The sequence below is a fragment of the Listeria immobilis genome (assembly GCF_014322765.1).
Lineage (GTDB): Bacteria > Bacillota > Bacilli > Lactobacillales > Listeriaceae > Listeria > Listeria immobilis.
The window spans coordinates 126,064-143,406 of sequence record NZ_JAASTZ010000007.1; the positions used below are offsets into that span (position 1 = coordinate 126,064).

General features: G+C 33.7%; 32 protein-coding genes. 31 read left to right on the plus strand and 1 reads right to left on the minus strand.

What is annotated here, in order from left to right:
- Positions 1-20 precede the first annotated feature (20 nt).
- Positions 21-203: a hypothetical protein gene (locus tag HCJ50_RS07080; RefSeq protein ID WP_049963070.1), complete on the plus strand. Its 183-nt coding sequence runs from the start codon at positions 21-23 to the stop codon at positions 201-203.
- A gap of 74 nt (positions 204-277) precedes the next feature.
- On the opposite strand, the gene HCJ50_RS07085 is transcribed toward HCJ50_RS07080, so the two are convergent.
- Entirely contained in the window at positions 278-874 is a 597-nt protein-coding gene (locus HCJ50_RS07085) for a hypothetical protein (protein ID WP_031660120.1), read from the minus strand.
- A gap of 68 nt (positions 875-942) precedes the next feature.
- Between HCJ50_RS07085 and HCJ50_RS07090 the strand changes: the two genes are divergently transcribed.
- From HCJ50_RS07090 to HCJ50_RS07235, 30 genes are all read left to right on the plus strand, one after another.
- Positions 943-1,266 carry a hypothetical protein gene (locus HCJ50_RS07090; protein ID WP_025370566.1) on the plus strand — a complete coding sequence of 108 codons (324 nt, stop codon included), beginning with the start codon at positions 943-945 and terminating at the stop codon, positions 1,264-1,266.
- 14 nt (positions 1,267-1,280) lie between these two features.
- Positions 1,281-1,472: a helix-turn-helix domain-containing protein gene (locus HCJ50_RS07095; RefSeq protein WP_069002501.1), complete on the plus strand. Its 192-nt coding sequence runs from the start codon at positions 1,281-1,283 to the stop codon at positions 1,470-1,472.
- 18 nt (positions 1,473-1,490) lie between these two features.
- Positions 1,491-1,679, plus strand: a complete 189-nt coding sequence (locus HCJ50_RS07100) for a hypothetical protein (protein WP_185389899.1) — start codon at positions 1,491-1,493, stop codon at positions 1,677-1,679.
- 24 nt (positions 1,680-1,703) lie between these two features.
- Positions 1,704-1,889 carry a hypothetical protein gene (locus HCJ50_RS07105; RefSeq protein ID WP_185389897.1) on the plus strand — a complete coding sequence of 62 codons (186 nt, stop codon included), beginning with the start codon at positions 1,704-1,706 and terminating at the stop codon, positions 1,887-1,889.
- Between the two features lie 234 nt (positions 1,890-2,123).
- A complete protein-coding gene (locus HCJ50_RS07110; protein WP_187127537.1) occupies positions 2,124-2,276 on the plus strand; it encodes a hypothetical protein in 153 nt (50 codons plus the stop codon).
- A gap of 376 nt (positions 2,277-2,652) precedes the next feature.
- Positions 2,653-2,883, plus strand: coding sequence for a hypothetical protein (locus HCJ50_RS07115; protein ID WP_185344802.1), 231 nt, complete (start codon positions 2,653-2,655; stop codon positions 2,881-2,883).
- Positions 2,884-3,513: 630 nt separating this feature from the next.
- A complete protein-coding gene (locus tag HCJ50_RS07120; RefSeq protein WP_185395518.1) occupies positions 3,514-3,687 on the plus strand; it encodes a hypothetical protein in 174 nt (57 codons plus the stop codon).
- A gap of 10 nt (positions 3,688-3,697) precedes the next feature.
- Positions 3,698-4,156 carry a hypothetical protein gene (locus HCJ50_RS07125; RefSeq protein ID WP_185395517.1) on the plus strand — a complete coding sequence of 153 codons (459 nt, stop codon included), beginning with the start codon at positions 3,698-3,700 and terminating at the stop codon, positions 4,154-4,156.
- A complete protein-coding gene (locus tag HCJ50_RS07130) occupies positions 4,153-4,695 on the plus strand; it encodes a hypothetical protein (protein WP_185395516.1) in 543 nt (180 codons plus the stop codon). The genes HCJ50_RS07125 and HCJ50_RS07130 overlap by 4 nt, the downstream gene beginning before the upstream one ends.
- Positions 4,696-4,864: 169 nt before the next feature.
- Positions 4,865-5,377 carry a hypothetical protein gene (locus HCJ50_RS07135; protein WP_185395514.1) on the plus strand — a complete coding sequence of 171 codons (513 nt, stop codon included), beginning with the start codon at positions 4,865-4,867 and terminating at the stop codon, positions 5,375-5,377.
- Positions 5,378-5,716: a hypothetical protein gene (locus HCJ50_RS07140; protein ID WP_185395513.1), complete on the plus strand. Its 339-nt coding sequence runs from the start codon at positions 5,378-5,380 to the stop codon at positions 5,714-5,716.
- Positions 5,710-5,937 carry a hypothetical protein gene (locus tag HCJ50_RS07145; protein ID WP_185395512.1) on the plus strand — a complete coding sequence of 76 codons (228 nt, stop codon included), beginning with the start codon at positions 5,710-5,712 and terminating at the stop codon, positions 5,935-5,937. Before HCJ50_RS07140 ends, HCJ50_RS07145 begins: the two co-directional genes overlap by 7 nt.
- Entirely contained in the window at positions 5,934-6,416 is a 483-nt protein-coding gene (locus HCJ50_RS07150; protein ID WP_185395511.1) for a hypothetical protein, read from the plus strand. The genes HCJ50_RS07145 and HCJ50_RS07150 overlap by 4 nt, the downstream gene beginning before the upstream one ends.
- Entirely contained in the window at positions 6,416-6,661 is a 246-nt protein-coding gene (locus tag HCJ50_RS07155; protein WP_185395510.1) for a hypothetical protein, read from the plus strand. Before HCJ50_RS07150 ends, HCJ50_RS07155 begins: the two co-directional genes overlap by 1 nt.
- Positions 6,658-6,867, plus strand: a complete 210-nt coding sequence (locus HCJ50_RS07160) for a hypothetical protein (RefSeq protein ID WP_185395509.1) — start codon at positions 6,658-6,660, stop codon at positions 6,865-6,867. The genes HCJ50_RS07155 and HCJ50_RS07160 overlap by 4 nt, the downstream gene beginning before the upstream one ends.
- Positions 6,864-7,124: a hypothetical protein gene (locus tag HCJ50_RS07165; protein WP_185395508.1), complete on the plus strand. Its 261-nt coding sequence runs from the start codon at positions 6,864-6,866 to the stop codon at positions 7,122-7,124. The genes HCJ50_RS07160 and HCJ50_RS07165 overlap by 4 nt, the downstream gene beginning before the upstream one ends.
- Positions 7,125-7,129: 5 nt before the next feature.
- On the plus strand, positions 7,130-7,303 hold the full coding sequence (locus tag HCJ50_RS07170) for a hypothetical protein (RefSeq protein WP_185395507.1): 174 nt from the start codon (positions 7,130-7,132) through the stop codon (positions 7,301-7,303).
- Positions 7,300-7,677: a hypothetical protein gene (locus HCJ50_RS07175; protein WP_185395506.1), complete on the plus strand. Its 378-nt coding sequence runs from the start codon at positions 7,300-7,302 to the stop codon at positions 7,675-7,677. Before HCJ50_RS07170 ends, HCJ50_RS07175 begins: the two co-directional genes overlap by 4 nt.
- 1 nt (position 7,678) lies before the next feature.
- On the plus strand, positions 7,679-8,158 hold the full coding sequence (locus HCJ50_RS07180) for a siphovirus Gp157 family protein (protein WP_185395505.1): 480 nt from the start codon (positions 7,679-7,681) through the stop codon (positions 8,156-8,158).
- Positions 8,159-8,176: 18 nt separating this feature from the next.
- Positions 8,177-8,866, plus strand: a complete 690-nt coding sequence (locus HCJ50_RS07185; RefSeq protein ID WP_185395504.1) for an AAA family ATPase — start codon at positions 8,177-8,179, stop codon at positions 8,864-8,866.
- Positions 8,867-8,992: 126 nt separating this feature from the next.
- A complete protein-coding gene (locus HCJ50_RS07190) occupies positions 8,993-10,186 on the plus strand; it encodes a DEAD/DEAH box helicase (RefSeq protein WP_222713053.1) in 1,194 nt (397 codons plus the stop codon).
- Positions 10,187-10,210: 24 nt separating this feature from the next.
- Entirely contained in the window at positions 10,211-10,696 is a 486-nt protein-coding gene (locus HCJ50_RS07195; protein WP_011702027.1) for a DUF669 domain-containing protein, read from the plus strand.
- Between the two features lie 22 nt (positions 10,697-10,718).
- On the plus strand, positions 10,719-13,061 hold the full coding sequence (locus HCJ50_RS07200; RefSeq protein WP_187127539.1) for a phage/plasmid primase, P4 family: 2,343 nt from the start codon (positions 10,719-10,721) through the stop codon (positions 13,059-13,061).
- A gap of 294 nt (positions 13,062-13,355) precedes the next feature.
- A complete protein-coding gene (locus HCJ50_RS07205; RefSeq protein ID WP_187127540.1) occupies positions 13,356-13,670 on the plus strand; it encodes a VRR-NUC domain-containing protein in 315 nt (104 codons plus the stop codon).
- 113 nt (positions 13,671-13,783) lie between these two features.
- A complete protein-coding gene (locus HCJ50_RS07210; protein WP_260443742.1) occupies positions 13,784-14,359 on the plus strand; it encodes a DUF3310 domain-containing protein in 576 nt (191 codons plus the stop codon).
- A gap of 17 nt (positions 14,360-14,376) precedes the next feature.
- On the plus strand, positions 14,377-14,622 hold the full coding sequence (locus tag HCJ50_RS07215) for a hypothetical protein (protein WP_221638433.1): 246 nt from the start codon (positions 14,377-14,379) through the stop codon (positions 14,620-14,622).
- Positions 14,623-14,951: 329 nt separating this feature from the next.
- Complete coding sequence (locus tag HCJ50_RS07220; RefSeq protein ID WP_185395497.1) at positions 14,952-15,377, plus strand: DUF722 domain-containing protein; 426 nt, start codon at positions 14,952-14,954, stop codon at positions 15,375-15,377.
- Positions 15,378-15,470: 93 nt separating this feature from the next.
- On the plus strand, positions 15,471-16,214 hold the full coding sequence (locus HCJ50_RS07225) for an endonuclease domain-containing protein (protein ID WP_185395496.1): 744 nt from the start codon (positions 15,471-15,473) through the stop codon (positions 16,212-16,214).
- A gap of 500 nt (positions 16,215-16,714) precedes the next feature.
- Positions 16,715-17,026: an HNH endonuclease gene (locus tag HCJ50_RS07230; protein WP_187127541.1), complete on the plus strand. Its 312-nt coding sequence runs from the start codon at positions 16,715-16,717 to the stop codon at positions 17,024-17,026.
- A gap of 8 nt (positions 17,027-17,034) precedes the next feature.
- Positions 17,035-17,304: a hypothetical protein gene (locus HCJ50_RS07235; protein ID WP_261983662.1), complete on the plus strand. Its 270-nt coding sequence runs from the start codon at positions 17,035-17,037 to the stop codon at positions 17,302-17,304.
- Positions 17,305-17,343: the final 39 nt, after the last annotated feature.

Here is a 17,343-nt window from a genome sequence, read left to right on the forward strand (position 1 = left end):
GATAGAAAGGAGGTGAGAAAATGAAAAAAATACAACTTGCAGACACCATTGGAGAAATGGTGGAGGAAAGAGATTCAGAAATTGTAAACGTAATTGATAGCGTTAAGAAAATTTGTGACGAGTCTAATTTAAATTACATCAAATTAAATAAAGCTCTATATCTGGCAGACAAAGAGCTTTACTTGAAAAGGCTTTATTCATAACACAATCTCATGTAAATATTAGGAGGTGTTGAATTTGTTTGGGAATATAGCACTCATTATTTCTATAATTGCTGTTAGTCTTGCTCTATGGGGACTTCTGGAAGAACTGGATCGCTAAGATCAAATTTTGTACTATAAAATTTGTAACGTTTTCTCTTTGTAACAGCAAAAGCATCACGTAGTATTGCACTTTTTGCAATTTTAAACGAGACAATAATATTATTTTTGATGTGTTCTTGTGGAAGGATAAATATATCAAGATGTGTGTAAGAATTAGCTTTGAAAATCCCATGATTTTTATCTGGTATTTCTAATTCAAAAATTTCCGATCCTTCACGTTTAAAAACTTTTGCATCCTTTACACTAGGAGCTAAAGATTTTCTGGTTAGTAAATAAGTATTTTGATTATTATCAGGACTAAATGCTCTGATATCGAAATATGCAATATCATTGGGAGATGGATTTACAACTTGTACTTGGTACAAAAAGCCGGCACCATAGCTGTTTATTTCTTCCGTTGGGTTTATTAGTTCAATCTGTCCATCTGTAATGACTTCAAGATTTTTACAAATATCGACTGTTAAATTCTTTCGATTTTTGAATAAAGTAAATGCGGATATTAGTACCGCAATACTAGACAAAGAAATTGTTGCGATATCTTTCCATATCATTATGTAACCACCTCGCTTTCAAGATAAATTATAACACGTGAAAACCTAAACAAGAAAGGATAACAATAATGACTTTAAACGATAAAATCATATTTTACTTAATGGAAAATCCTAAAGCAACCAATTCAGATATCGCTAATTTCTGCGAAATACAAGAGAATCATGCAAAAGTAACCATTTCAAAATTGAAATCACGAGGGGATATTGAGGTTTCGGGACAAGGAGATAAACGTACTATCACCGTACTAAAAGAACCTGCTGTCAAATTGAACAAGAAAGAGCGGTACAATCGTCAATTGGACTTCTTGGAAGAGATTATGTTTTCCGATGTGGACCCAAAATATAGACTGGAAGCCTCAGCGCAGCATATAAGATTATTAAACAAATTATAGAAAGGAGCAAAAACATGTCAGTAGAACATCAGCGTTTCGCTGTTGCGGTATACGCAAAGTTAAAAGCTATAAACATGAAACAATCTGATTTAGCAAAAATGTTAGGCATTAGCAATCCTTATTTATCAGATATCATAAACGGCAAAAGAGACGCGGCGAAAGTTAGAAAAGAGATTGCAGAAATTTTAGAAATTGAAGTCGATTAGAAAGGAGATTGACATTAAATGATCATCAAATTAGACAAGGACAGTTATTATTCGCAACAAGAGTTACTTAAACAATTAAGTATCGGTTATGAAACATTGAGAAATCTTGAGATAAAAGGAGAGTTATCTGCACGTAAATTAGGAAAAACACTTTATTATCAAGGAGCAGATGTTTTGGATTCTTGGGAGAGAATGTTGAAGAGGTGAATATAAATACAAGAAGGTGTGAAGATGAACAAAGAAATTCAAGATTTAATTGTTGAGATACGAAAATACGACCCAAGTTACGTTCCAAAATCAGTTGGAAATTATTTGCTAGTTGAACTTCAATCAAAGCATTTAGATCATCAAATTAAATATAAAAAAAGACCAAAGTACAAACATCGCTTCGCTAATTCACTTGAGCGGCATTGGTAAAAGAAAAACTCACAGTTATAAATAGTAAGTTAGAGCTTACTAAAACCGCGAGTTACAAAATAATATTTGAATTAATTATATCACAGAAACGGAGTTTTGAGAATGAAAAAATTAATCAAAAAACATGAAAACACATTATTAATTTATCTGTTTTGCTTACAAATCGGCATGTTTATATCAGTAATTTACATTTTACTCGGATGGTTCACATTATTTTTGAAATGAGGTTTTGAAATGAAGTTATTACGATTTTTTGGACTAGTAAGTATAGATGAAAACGGAAATGAATATATTGAAAAATCAGATAGGTACGCATTGATTGGTTTAGCTTCAATCATATTAATTACATTTATTATTTTCGTGAGCGGGTTGATTTTAAATGGCTGAATTAATAACGATTATTGCATTGATTCTTTTGTTAATGCTACTTGCCAGAGGTGATAGAGAATGAACGTAGAAAATCCGTTAATAGTTGATGATTGGTGGGACGACGGATTTCGACATTGAAGGAAATAATTTAAGTGAAATGGAGATCTATAAAATGATAAATGAAGTTATGCTTTTATTATTAATATTAGCAGCAATTTTTGGAAATATATATTTTTATATTATTTACAAACAGTTGTCACTTACGTATTTGATTTATTCTCTTTTAATATGTACTTTTATGACTTTTCTATTATTTCTCTAATGACTGGTAATACAGATTGTTCCAAACAATTTGTTAGTAAATTTTAAGAAAAAAATAGGAGGTGTTAAGTCAATGCAAAAAAAGCAGAATCATATGGAACTCATGGAAGAAATAAAATCAATAAAAAAGCTTTTAATAAAAACAAATAGCATAATTGCTGACGAGTTCGATTATAAAGAACATTTAATTGATTATATGGACAAACTTTTTTATGTTAACGCCGGCGCTCACCCTGACCAAATCTATCTTGTAGGTAAACTTAATGGCGGTAGAGAGCTTCATGTACCACTATATCGAAGTTAAAAGTTTTACGTGATGTGATTACTTGAAGTTTATTTTCGCCTACACGAACTTGCTCTTTATCATAGAATTTGAAATACAAGTAACCTCTAACTGACGAATAGGGGTCGAGTTTGATTATTGGCTTTAAGATATATGGACCAATGGGAAATACTTGTGTTTTTATATCGTTTTTAAATTCAGATGTAATATTCTCGTGTTCAGGTAAATTTTTAATGTTTTTTGAGCTAAATTCATATTTACTTCCGGGTTGGGAATAGCTATTGAAAATTAAATCATTGTTTAAGTTAAACTCAATAATGCTAATCGGCAAAGAACTATTATTTGTCAATACAACTTCGCAAATAACACGGTAGGGAATGTGATGATGTTTATCAGGGTCACTGTCAGAATCGCGGTCTGGTTCAATGATAATAGACGTCTTTTGTAGATTATGCTGTTGCAAATATAGTTTAGGGCGTTGGTTTAAATAATTCGATAATGCAAAATAGAAACTGACTAACGAAACAATGAAAACTGTAATAGGTATTATGTTATTTTGAAGAAAAATCATACTGTATAAAACCTCGCTTTCACAATAATTATATCACGTGAATTGCTGAGCTAAAAGAAAAAAGAGAAAGCGGTGAGAACATGACAGAATATGCACTATACAAAGGCGACGATCTACTACTAATCGGCACGCTAACAGAACTAGCAGATTTTAAAAACGTAACTCGCGATACGATATTGTTTTATATGTCGAGCGCTTATAAAAAACGGGTTGGGGATAACGGTTTGTGTGTTATAAAAATTGAAGATGACTAGGAGGGCAGGCGTGACTTACAAAGTAGACGATGAAATCTATATAGCGATTGTGTTGACAAAATCAGCTTTCGTTCACACCTTTCTGGACGATATAGAGATGATAAAACGCTATTTGTCGCTCATTGATTTATTCAAGAATATTAACGAATCAAATATTGAGGATTATAAAATAAATGGCACTAAGCTTGAAACAGAACTATATAATTCAATAAAGAAAGTGAGTGGTAAAAACACTTTAGGATGGACGATTGAAGTAGCTATATGCGCATTTAATACGAATCGTCAAATCGATACACTTGTTTTAGAACATCTTTTATCAGAGCGTCTCATACACTCTGTTTCAGGACTCAAAAGCTATCAGTTGTGTGCTGAAATAAAAAAGTATTTTGATACAGACAAAATTATTACACGTAAAACGTTAGATGAATTTACAAACTACATTTTACAACGTAAGGAGGAAGCGGAATGACAATTTACAAAAGAGATTTGTACGAAATTATTAAAGAAGCAAAAAAGGAACGTATCAACAAATTAAAGGAAAAACACCGCAAAGACGTTAAAGCGAAAATTGAACAAATCATAAAAGACAACAATTTAGAAGAAGACTTAAAGGAATTTATTTCATGCAAGAACGAAGCTGTACGCCTAGCCGGAAAATTGTACGAGTATATACCAACTGGATTCGGGTCAATTAGTTCTACTGCTAATACGTCGATAGTCCCGTCCTATGATTTTTTGATTACAGAGCTATCACACCTGCAATTTACACGAAACGAAGAACTTAGACAATTTAGATATAATCAAGACTCAGAAGTCAATTCTGTCTATCAAGAATATCAAAAATTAGAAGGTCAAATAAAAGCTCTGACAGGAAAACAAGGATATGAATTATTAAAAAATCTAGGTTTTGACGTAAGTGGTATTGATGTAGAAGCTAAACAAAAGCAAAATAAAATCGCTATTGTTCCACTTGACAAAAATCTTCTCGGAATCGAGGTATCAGAATAATGAAATTAAAAAAGGTGACAGAGTACAATTTATCGACGACGGTCGATTATTAATAGGTGAATTCCAAGCAGGGGACGCCTTTACGAAAGATAGCTTTGATTATTTAGTAGTTGTCGAAACTGCTTCGAATAGTATCCAATTTTGGAAGGAAGAAGTGGAGGAAAAATAAATGACAAAATATTATAGCATAGCAAAAGGAACAGGTGCATATGAATATTTGGACAAGCTTTTCAATAAAGATATAGACGCTTTTCTGGATGAAGTGAGTGAATTAATCGGCTTTGAAGCAAATAAAAACATAGGTATTAATCGCAGTGTGTTAATTATTCAAAAAAACATCTTAGAAAAATTTAAACCAGAATGGTTATCGAAATTTAAACGTTATCAAGGCGAGTGGTTAACTCCCAAAGTGGTCATGAAGGAATTAATTAGTTCTTATGCGAAACTAAGAGAAAAATACAATATGGACATGGAATTTAGAACATTTTGCTGGAACTATGCAGCTGCGGGGAAAGTTGAAGTTATTTACGATTTTGATAATAGCGGGTTTGCATACTTTAAATCTAACAGAGATGTGCAAAACTCTGCATTCGTCGAAGCGTCAGAGGTTAAATATCTAGAACGGGAAGCAGAGTTATTAGCTCGTGAAATTGCGCGTAAGAAAGAGGTGGAGGGTGAGTAAATGACAAGGCAATATAGCTACAGAGAGAAAATGTATCACGATTTACGAGATAAATTGCGGAATAACGAGGACGTAACAACTGCTGATCTATCGAATGCTTTATGGCTATATGAAAAAGCATTAAAAGCTTATGAAAAAATGCTTAACGAGCGAATCGAAGCGCCTACCGTCTATCGAGAAATAAAACCTATATTTATGAAAGGAGGATATAGCTATTCCCCTATGGAGAACGGCGTAACCGTAGATTATTCATCGCATAAGCCTTCATTATTCGGCGGGACGGGTAGGATTGAAAAAGGCATTTGGATTTTTTTAGAGGTGGAGGTGGCGACATGTTAATTTGTAAAAATTGCGGTTCAAAAAATGGGTTTTACGCACCTGAAAAAATAGTGACAGGTAGTGTTATCACCACCTACAATTCAGACGGCACGTGGGGAGATAACTCTGCGATGTTTGACAGCTTAATCACTGAGGTTGGAAAGCGGGCTTATTGCGTAGATTGTGATACTTATGTAGGCAAAACAGCTGATTTGATTGCACGAGAGGATGAAGGAAAATGAGCCAAGGACAATGGATGATAAATGGAGTTGAATGCTATTTCTGGGAAGATACTGCAAGATTTAATACAAAAGAAGAAGCGATTGATTTTGGGATTGAAATGCTAAGAAAGTATAATAGCAATCCCGATGACGCAAAAAATCGCAAAATCTTAACTGACGATATGGGTGCATATCCAGTACCTCTTTCACCTATCAGCAATGAGCCGATTTATATTTTTAGCGTTGGTCTAGTTGAACAAGTGAAATTTCCAAATAGGACAGACGATTTATTAGAAAGGATAGCAGAAGATGTTTATGACGAAGTTGGAGATTACGCTGAGGATTATTTAGATGATGTGACAAAAGAACATCAGAATGAATTGCAAGATTTGATTAGAGACTGGGCTGAACGACATGATTATTTACCAAATTATTTTACAATATCTCGGACAGAAGCGATTGATATACGAGATTTTGAGGAAGTTTGGGAGGAAGCGTAATGAACAGAGCTCGTAGGTTCTGTCACAAAGTCGACCCAACAGACTCACAACACGAACAATTAAACAAATTAATTATCGCTATAGATATCGTTACAAGTGAATATGCAAAAATAAAGACTATCATTATGCGTAGATTAGAAAAAGGACAACATATAAATACTGATATTATTGAATATTATAATGATTTGCGATGGGTGAGACTCAACCTATTATATGCTCGAATTGAAAAGGAGGATGAAGAATGAAAAACAAAAGCATTTTAACTTATCATTTTAAAAATGGGACGACAGTACAAACAACAATTAAAACAGACAGTTTAGGAATTTTCAAACATAAACAAACAGACACTATAGTACGAGTTGAATTCAATTATTTTGATGAAAGTTCTCGACAAATATATGGTATTGATTTATCTGAGATAGCTTACATCACATCTGAGTTGGTATCATGACAAACTACCACACCACACTTTCCGTTTTTGAAAATAGTACAAAACAAACGCTGATTGATTTCACAAAATATAACACATCATTGGAAGATTTAAAGACAGCTATTTTGAAACGATTAGGAAACATACACTCTGTAAATCGTGTGAATAAACACAAATTTAAAGTGAAACAAATCATTAAATGTTCAAAATCACTAGACGAAATGGTTGCACAAATAAATGATGAAACAGATTTTCATATTGTTGTAGAGGAGGATTAATAGTAATGACCGAACAAATAATTATCAACGAAGCTAACAGTTTACTTCACAGAAAAAGCAAAGAACTAAGTAAATCAATCATCAAAACACCTAAAGATCTCGAACGTTTCGCGATTGGACTGGATAAATTATCACAAGACATGTGGGACTATAAAAATGAACTGGAGGCAAAAAAATGACTATTCAACCGGGCGATAAAGTAGAAGTGCAGGATAGGACAGGGGTGACTGATTTATGTGTCGATGGAGAACAGTTTTATGTTCTAATCAATAACGATGGTTTGCTTACAGTAGAAGATACAGATGGTTTCTCGTCTTTTAATATTCCGTGCAGACAAGTGAAGAAAGTGAAAGAAGAGAGTCAGTTAATAAGTGAACTTTACAAAGAAGCTTATGATGTTGAATTCCGCTTGTATTTTGCTAATGTTTCAGATGCTACCAATTTTGTGTCAAAAGTTGGAAAACCTAAATTTGAACAGTCAATGGATGTGAAATGGTTTTCAGCAACAAACGGAAAAATAACAGCAACAGCATTTTTGAAAGGAGATGATTAATATGACAACACTTTATTCCATTCAAGAAAAGTATCAACAATTATTAAATTTAGCTGAGCAATTAGATCCGGAGACATTAAAAGATACCCTTGAAAGCATTGAAGATGAATTAGAAACAAAAGCAGAAAATGTTACGTTTGTCATTAAAGAATTAGAAGGGCAATCACTTATTTTAGATGTAGAAATTAAACGTTTATCAGAACGAAAAAACACGATTAACAATAATGTGAAGCGACTGAAACAATCACTACATGATGCTATGCTAGTTGCTAATAAGCAAAAAATAAAAACGAATCTATTTACATTAGATATTCGGAAAAACCCTCACAGTGTGCTTGTAGAAGATGAGAGTAAGTTAATTAATTATTTAGTCGAGCAACCTAAAAAGCTGGATAAAACTAAGTTAAAAGATGACTTAAAAAAAGGCATTGAAGTACCAGGAGCTATCTTGGTCCAAACAGAAAGACTACAAATAAAATAATAATAAGGAGGAATTTCATTGGAATTTATTCAATCAGAAAAAATGAAAAGGTCGGAGTATTTTAATATTATGATTTATGCAAAACCGGGAGCAGGGAAAACAACGACGATTAAGTATTTAGAAGGAAAAACATTAATGTTGGATTGTGATGGTACGTCGAAAGTATTAAGTGGATTACCTAATATCACGATTGCGACATTAGATCCTCGAAATCCCGTACAAGATATGGCTGATTTTTATGGATATGCGAAGGCACATGCAGAGGAATATGACAATGTAGTAATTGATAATTTAAGCCATTATCAAAAATTATGGTTAATGTTTAATGGGAGAAATACAAAATCAGGTCAACCAGAACTACAACACTATGGAATATTTGACACACATTTAATACATTTGATTTCCGTGTTTAATAATTTATCAAACACAAATATAGTATATACAGCTTGGGAAAACACGCGTCAAATACAGATGGAAAGTGGGCAACTGTATAATCAATTTTTGCCTGACATTAGAGAAAAGGTAGTTAATCACGTTATGGGAATTGTTCCTATAGTCGCAAGATTAATAAGAAATCCTGAAACAGGTCAGAGGGGTTTCTTACTCACAGAAAACAATGGTAATTTTGCAAAAAATCAGCTAGATAATAGAGAGTTTGCCTTGCAAGAAGACCTATTCCAAATTGGTGATATTGATGTTAAAGCTTAGAGAATATCAAAAAGAAATTATAAATGATGTAAAGGGGGCTTTTTTACAGGGATATAACAGACCGTGCGTTGTTGCTCCCTGCGGTTAGGTGCTGGTAAATCGGTTATTTTATCAGAAATAATTCGCATGACAACGCGCAATAAAAATAATGTTCTTTTCCTAGTTCACAGAAAAGAATTGATTGACCAAATCAGAAATACACTCACTATGAATGATGTTGACATGAATTTTGTCAATTTGGGGATGGTTCAAACAATAGTTAGACGTTTAAACAAGACCTCTGAACCTGCTTTAATTGTTATTGATGAAAGTCATCATGTGCTTGCAAATAGTTATAAAAAAATAATCCATCATTTTTCTAATGCTAAAGTAGTTGGATTTACAGCAACACCAGTGAGAATAAATGGGGGTGGTTTAGGAGATATAAACGATATTTTAATTGAAAAAGTTGATGTGAAGTGGTTAATTGAAAATCAATTCTTAGCACCTTACAAATATTTTGCTCCCGAAATCGTTCAGACAGAAACATTAAATATCAAACAAACTGGAGAATTTGACATGACAGGGCTTGACGAGCAATTCAATAAAAGAATGATTTGGGGCGATGTCATCAAACATTATCAAAAGTTAGCAAACGGAGAACAAGCAATACTTTATGCCTCTTCCCTTTATCAAAGCAAAAAAATGGCAATGAGTTTTGAATCATTTGGCGTTACATCCGCACATATTGACGGGAAAACACCTAAATCCATTCGTGATGACATTATAAAACGATTTCGAGAGGGCAAAATAAAGGTCCTATGCAACTTAGATTTAATTGGTGAAGGATTCGATGTTCCAGATTGTTCTACTGTGATTATGCTAAGACCAACTCAATCTCTATCCCTGTATATTCAGCAATCAATGAGAGGTATGCGATATCGAACTGGTAAAACAGCTATTATTATTGACCACGTTGGAAATGTCAATCGCTTTGGTTTGCCAGACATGGAACGAACATGGTCCTTAGAAGCGAAAAAAGGAAGTAACAGCAACAAATCAGAAGCACCTGTAAAAATTTGCCCTGACTGTTTTATGACAGTTTTATCTACTAATAAAAAATGTGAGCATTGTGGCCATGAATTCAAAGTAGAATTAAAACCAATACAAATTGATGAGGCAGCGGAGCTACAAGAAATAACAGAAGCCGTTTTTAAAGTGAATTATAGCAGTCCAGACGAATGTAAAAACATGAAAGAATTATATGAATATGCAAAAGAACACAATTATAAAAATGGATGGGCATTCCATCAAGGAAAAGCACGAGGATTTATCAAATAAAAAAACGAAAGAAGGAATTTAAAAATGTTTAAAGTAGATCATAATGATGTTTTCACAAATGGAGTAGAAAATGGTACGTATGAGGTTGTTTTATATAATGCAAATGAAGACGCAACAAAAAGTGGTGCTGAGTTCATTAATATTGACTTAATTATTCGCAACGATGTAAATCAAAAATTTCAAAATGCACATATCTTTCACAGAGTGTGGAAAGCAAAAGCAACAAATGAATATAGTCAAACGGCATTAAATACAATTGCGAAAGCTATCCAACTCCCAAATGGAAAAGACTATAACACAGTAAACGAACTGCTACAAGACTTGTTGACTAAAACCTGCCAAGTTACGGTGAAAAACGAAGAATCTGAATATAATGGACAAGTTTATAAAAATCTAAATGTAAAGGCATGGGCTGAAAGCAAAATTACTGGACCTCTACAACATGTGTTTAAAAAGAAAGAAAACGAACCAACACAAGTAGAAATAAGTGAAAACGATTTACCGTTCTAAACAATGAAAGGAGCGCACAAACGTGTATGAACAAATTCCAGACGAATTAAGAAGATTAAAACAGTGGTGCGCTTTTCAACTGGTTTGGGATGAAGAGCGTGGCAAAAATAAAAAGATACCAATGAACGCAAATACTGGAGCATATGGCAATAGTGTAGACGAGCGAACTTGGGCAGATTTTGAAACTGCCCTTGCTTCACTCGAAAAGTATCAATTCGATGGGTTAGGATTTTACTTCAAGGCGCCGTATTTTGGCGTGGATATAGACGACATAAAAGACGATATTCAAGATTATTTATATGGAAATACTGAAAATATTGCTGGTGAGTTTATTCAAACGTTAGCTAGCTACACTGAGTACAGTGTGAGTGGGACAGGTATTCATATTATTGCAAAAGGCGATTTTCCGGAAGGTGGTCGGCGCAAAGGTAATATTGAAATGTATCCGGATGGTCGGTTTTTCGTTATGACGGGTCAAGTAATTGATAACTACAGACAAGTCAATGAAGCGACATCAGCAATAAAAATACTGCATGAGAAATACATCGGAACAACTGAAAACACATCACTAACTAAGCATCAAAATTCATCAAATGATTTGTCTGAAAGTGAAATATTGGAAAAAGCATATAATAGCCAAAATGGTCCATACTTTAAAACATTGTACGAGGGAAATTGGGAAGCATATTACGCTTCGCAGTCAGATGCAGATCTAGCTTTTGCAAATATGTTAGCTTTTTGGACAGCAGCAGATTATGACAAAATGGATACTATTTTCCGAGATTCAGGGTTGATGCGTGATAAATGGGACCAAAAACGAGGGCAAAACACTTATGGACAAATAACATTAGGTAAAGCTATATCAGGTTGTTCAGAAGTTTACTCGCCTAAACAAAGTGGCAACAGTTACAATATCAACTTAAAGTCGCGTAAAAATTGGGCGCAATTATTAAATGAAAGACGTAAAAAAGAATTAGAAAAGCTAAAAGAAGAATGGTTAATAAGTGGTGGGAAAGGAAAACAACCAAGCGTTATATCACCAATTGGTTGCGCTATTATACTGAAAGAATTCTTCCGTTTCTGCCTATTTAATATGAATGAAAACACTCGATTAGCTATGTATTTAGAAGAAGATGGCATTTGGACACAAAATGAAACTTACATTCGACGTTTTATCGGATTTTTAGAACCAACACTAAATGCAAATAAAGCGAGTGATGTTATTTATCATTTGTGGAAAGGTGCCGAAGTAAAAGAAAAAACAGTATCAAAGTATCTTATACCAGTTAAAAACGGTGTATTCAATCTTAAAACAAAGAAATTAGAAGCCTTCACGCCTGATTATGTATTCACTTCCAAAATAGCTACGCCATATGTTGCAAATCCACCGAAACAAAACATAAATGGGTGGGATGTTCATACATGGCTGGATGAAATAGCATGTGGTGATGAACAAATAACATCACTGTTGTGGCAAGTTATCAGCGCATCCTTGAACGGAAATTATTCACGAAAAAGTTCTATTTGGTTGCTAGGAGATGGAAATAACGGTAAAGGGACTTTTCAACAGTTATTGCGTAATTTAATCGGAAATTCTAATATTGCAACACTAAAATTACCGCAATTTCAAGAACGTTTTTCCTTATCAATTTTAGAAGAAAAAGTATGTTGCATCGGTGACGATGTCCCAGCTGGTGTGTATATTGATGATTCTTCCAATTTTAATTCTGTTGTAACAGGTGATGAAATTATGGTGGAGCAAAAAAACAAACACCCATATAGCGCAAATTTTCATATGACAGTGATTCAGTCCACTAATGGTATGCCTAAAATGCGTAATAAAACAGATGGAACATATCGCCGTTTTATTATCGTTCCATTTAAAGCTAATTTAAAAGGTGGAAAAGACAATTGGAAGATTAAAGATGAATATATACAGAATAAAGAAGTATTACAATATATTTTATTTCATGCAATCAATATGGATTTTGAACGATTTGTTGAACCAGATGTATCAAAAAAAATCATGGAGGAATATAAACTAGATAACGACCCGATTTTAGATTATTACGAACGTATTTTTAAAGAATATAAAAGTACTAGAATTCCGCTTTATGTTGTCTACGAGTTTTACAAGTATTTTTGCGAATCAAATAATTTAAAACCAGTTGGCGATCGCTCGTTTTATAAACGTTTTGGTGAAATTCTTTCAGAAGAAGGTTGGGAAAAAGGTAAACATAAGTTAAGCGGTAAGTTTGACCCTGCAGATACTCCAACAGGAATACATCCTTACCGTTACCAACAACCAAAGGATTCCGTCACTTATGTGTGTTTCATAAAAAATAATACATTGAAAGTTGTTTGATTTTTATAAAAAAGTTACCGAAAACACCCAAAAGTTACCGTAAGTTACCGTAAATAAAATTTGGGTAACCGCGAAACACTAACAGACTCTAAGCGTTAGAAAGAAAAGTTACCGAGTTACCGTTTTACCTCAACTCTTTATACTATTTATAAAAAAAGTAAAAAATATAAAGAGTTGACATTTTTCGGTAACCTCAATAAAAAACGTCCAAAGTACTAGAGTCGCAATCGATTTCAAGGTTACCCATTACGGTAACTTTTCATTTTCGGTAACTTCGATTTCAGGAGGTATAAAATGACAGCAGAAATGGATATACAAAATTCTATACGCTTAGCCTTAGCGAAAAAAGGACATTATGTTTTCAGAGCAAATGTGGGAAAAATCAGAATGCCGAACGGACGAATTTTTGATACAGGATTACCGAAAGGTTTTCCGGATTTGTTTGGCTTTCGTGGAACAGATGGAAAAATGTTTTTTATTGAAGTGAAAAATGAGATTGGAAAGTTACGACAAGAACAGAAAAATTTTCAACAAGCAATGGAAATAACGCCAGCAATTTGTGGGGTTGCTAGAAGTGCAGAAGAAGCATTGCAAATTGTGGAGGGATAACAATGTTCAACCATATTCGAAAATTTATAAACAGATGGAAATTTAATCAAGGGATATACATTGAACTTATGAGTCTCGATGTGATAATTCCGTTGAACAAGGAGGATAAACAAATGAAAATATATCACACAGAAACACAGGGAGATTTTAATGCTTTGTTGGGAAAATTGAAAAATGAGGGGTACAGATGGCGGTTCGGTGACATTATTATGCCAGATGACTCGTGGATGTGGGAAAAGTATGAACGAGAGACCGTTGTATTTGTAAGAGAATCAAGAATAACTTACGGAGACATTTATTGTGCTAACTATATACACCCTGACACGACCATCGAAAAATTCAAAGCGAAGAAAAATACAGAAGAACCAAGTCATAGACCTGACATTATCACAGAAGGTAAATTACCAGACGAAGTTCAAGCATGGTATGACCATGCTGTGAAAGCAGTAAAAACATCTGTAATTAATACAGATAGTGACAACATAAACAATCCCGCACATTATACAAGCGGTGGTATTGAAACGTTAGACTACATCAAAGCAAAAGTATCTGATTATTCGTCATATGCGGTCGGAAATATACTTAAATACGTTTCTCGCTATGAACATAAAAACGGCTTAGAAGACTTGAAGAAAGCGCAGTTTTATTTAATTGATTTAATTAAAGAAATGGAGAGTGGGGAAGAATGACAAAAGAATTAGATACGATGAAACAACTTAAGACATTTTCAGACATGGGGATGAAAGTAGCTAAAGAGCTGTATGGTAATGACATCAAAGAAACAGATTTCACCATAATACAACCATTCGCTGATGGACAGGGCATGATGTTACAAGTTAAAGATGATGAAGATGGCGAACGAACTATGAGTTTAAATACAGTAGACACATTGACAATATTACCTGTTATTGATGCCACTCTAGATATTTATGGTGAGGAGGAAGAAGAATGAAAAATAAACTAGCTCGGTTTTATATAATCATGATATTTATACTTGCATTTTGTCAGTTTTTAGGATATTTAAGTAATTCGGAATTCAATTCTCTTTTATTCATAATTATAGCATGTGCCGTTTCTTTGAATTTATTTAAGGAGAGTAAATAATGTGGGATCTATACGTAAGAAAAGAAACTTCATTCTGTTACAAGTTTTCATATAAAACAGAAGAAGAAGCGAGAGCTGAGGCGAATAAATTATTTGCAAACGGCACATGTAGACAATGTTATATTACAAATTTCAAAACAAAAGAACATGCGTATTTATTGAAAGGAGAGTGATACAATGTCAAAACGATTAACTAAAGCACAATTTCAATATATCGAAGATGAACTTAGACATTACTACGATACAAAAAAAGAGTTGGAACAATTAAGACTGAATGTCATTACGGGATCTATATATCAAGAATATATTGATGAAAATATCGGTGGTAGTTCTTCAGGTAATATTAGTAATCAAGTAGAGCAAAGAGTTACTTTGTTAGATATGGATATTCAAATACAACGTATGAATAAAGTTGTTAGGGTCATTGATAAAGTGATTGCAAACTTAAATGATAATGACAGGATGGTTATTAAGCTTCGTTACTGGTCACGTGAGAGATATACTTGGGAGCACATTGGAATGAAATCGCATATGGGTAGAGCAACAGCAATAAGACATCGAGACGTTGTAATAAAAGAAATTGGTAGGTTCCTTGGATTTTAATTGTGAGACGAAAGTGAGACTTTTGGGCATCGAAAAAGGTTTATTATAGTATTATAGGCAGGGCCTATTAAAAATGAAAGTCGAGGGGACTATATGAATTTAGTTAGGTGTTGGGAATGCGAGCAATATATTTCGCAGGAAGCTTCCGTACATTTCAGAGATTTGTCTGGCGGTAGAAACTTATGCGTTGAATGCCAACATAAGTATCGAAAAAAAATAGAAGAAAAGAAAAAAGAATATATTGCGCACAAAATCGAAGCAACACTTGAACGAGCAATACATCTTATAGAAATGCAAGAATACTGTAGTATGAAAATGGATGAATACCTTGACCCATATAACACAGTAGCCCAATTTTATAGAAATGACAGTAGCAAGTTTGATTCTGCTCATGAGGTAATGGCTTGTATCGAATTGTTAAGAAATCAGATTAAAGTAAAAACACAACAAAGAATAGGGCGCAAACGAGTAGATTTTATTTTGCCAGACATGAAGGTTGTATTAGAGATTGATGGAGGGCACCATCGTTTTAGGATTGGTAAAGATTCAGAACGAGATGTGTTTATCCTTAATACTTTGAATAAATCTGAACACGGTTGGGAAATTATTAGAATACCAACTAGATTTATTGAACAAAATATTAGACGTCTTGTTCCTTCTATTAAAGCATTATATAAAGAACGTCAAGAACTAAGAAACAAACATAATGGGTTCATTCCGTCTTATTACTCAAGAACGAATAAGATGTCTCACATATCAGCGATTAAAGGTGTTGCTTCAGATAATGAAATCGAAGCAATGGAACATGAACTGTTAGACGGAACTGAGCATCTATAATCACATGATGATATAGCGGGAGGTTGCTATATTGCCGGACAGAGGCTTTGTATCTGGACACTAGTCCCAACAGGCGACGACACTCCTGTTCAATCTCCGTCTGCAACCGCATAGCGGACGTTAAACACACGTGTGGGAAGACGTAAGCAAAAGCGTCTATAAATAATTATAAGCGCATACTCGTGACGGAATAGGTAGACGTTAAGCCTGCATGATCTGGTATATCAAAGGGCTGATTACAACCAACTGCAAGGTGCAAATCCTTGCCGAGTATATTAACTGAATAGAACTTCGGACACCTCTTAATAATGTGCCACAGCCGAGGTCGTTTTATAGATTCCACTTTCTGACGTCCGCGAGCCTATACTAAAGGTTAATCAGAAGAAAGACAAAGTATTGACGAATGCTACCGTAGAAGTCTTTGTGGTTTTATAACTACGGATTATATTAACAATTACAGCTCCGATAGTTCGGGGCTTTTTTATATAGGAGTGGCACATATGCATATGACATCTAAACATTATAACTTAATCAATACTAATCAGCTGATGAAGTTTTATAAATGTAAAGAGTGGTTGGCTCTTAGACAAGAAGCATTGAAGCGCGATAACTATGAATGTCAACGATGCAAGAAGAAAGGTAAGCAACGTCAAGCAGACTGTGTACATCATATTAAATATGTAAAAGAGTTTCCCGCTTTTGCATTAACATTAAGTAATCTCGAATGTTTATGTAATCAATGTCATAACGAAGAGCACGAGCGTTTACCTAATCAACAAGAGAAGAAGATTATTAATCAAGAAAGATGGTGATGTGATTGTTGTTTGATATTGATGGAATTGAGTACAACACAGATGACTATGAACAATATGATATGTATAAGCAAAGTGCAGTGCGCAATGTAATGTATAAAGCATATCGTTCGATGCGTTCCGTTGTGTCTGATAATAAGTGTCAAGGCTTGAAGCAAAAAGAAGTGAAAGAAAAAATAAATAATAATAGATTGCAAGTGTATCAATTGCTTTCATTCACTGATGGAGAAATAAATTCTATTTTTATTTTTATTGAAAAATATTTTCCACGGATTTAATCCCCCCGGGTAAAAATTTTAAAACTTTTTGAGAGGGTG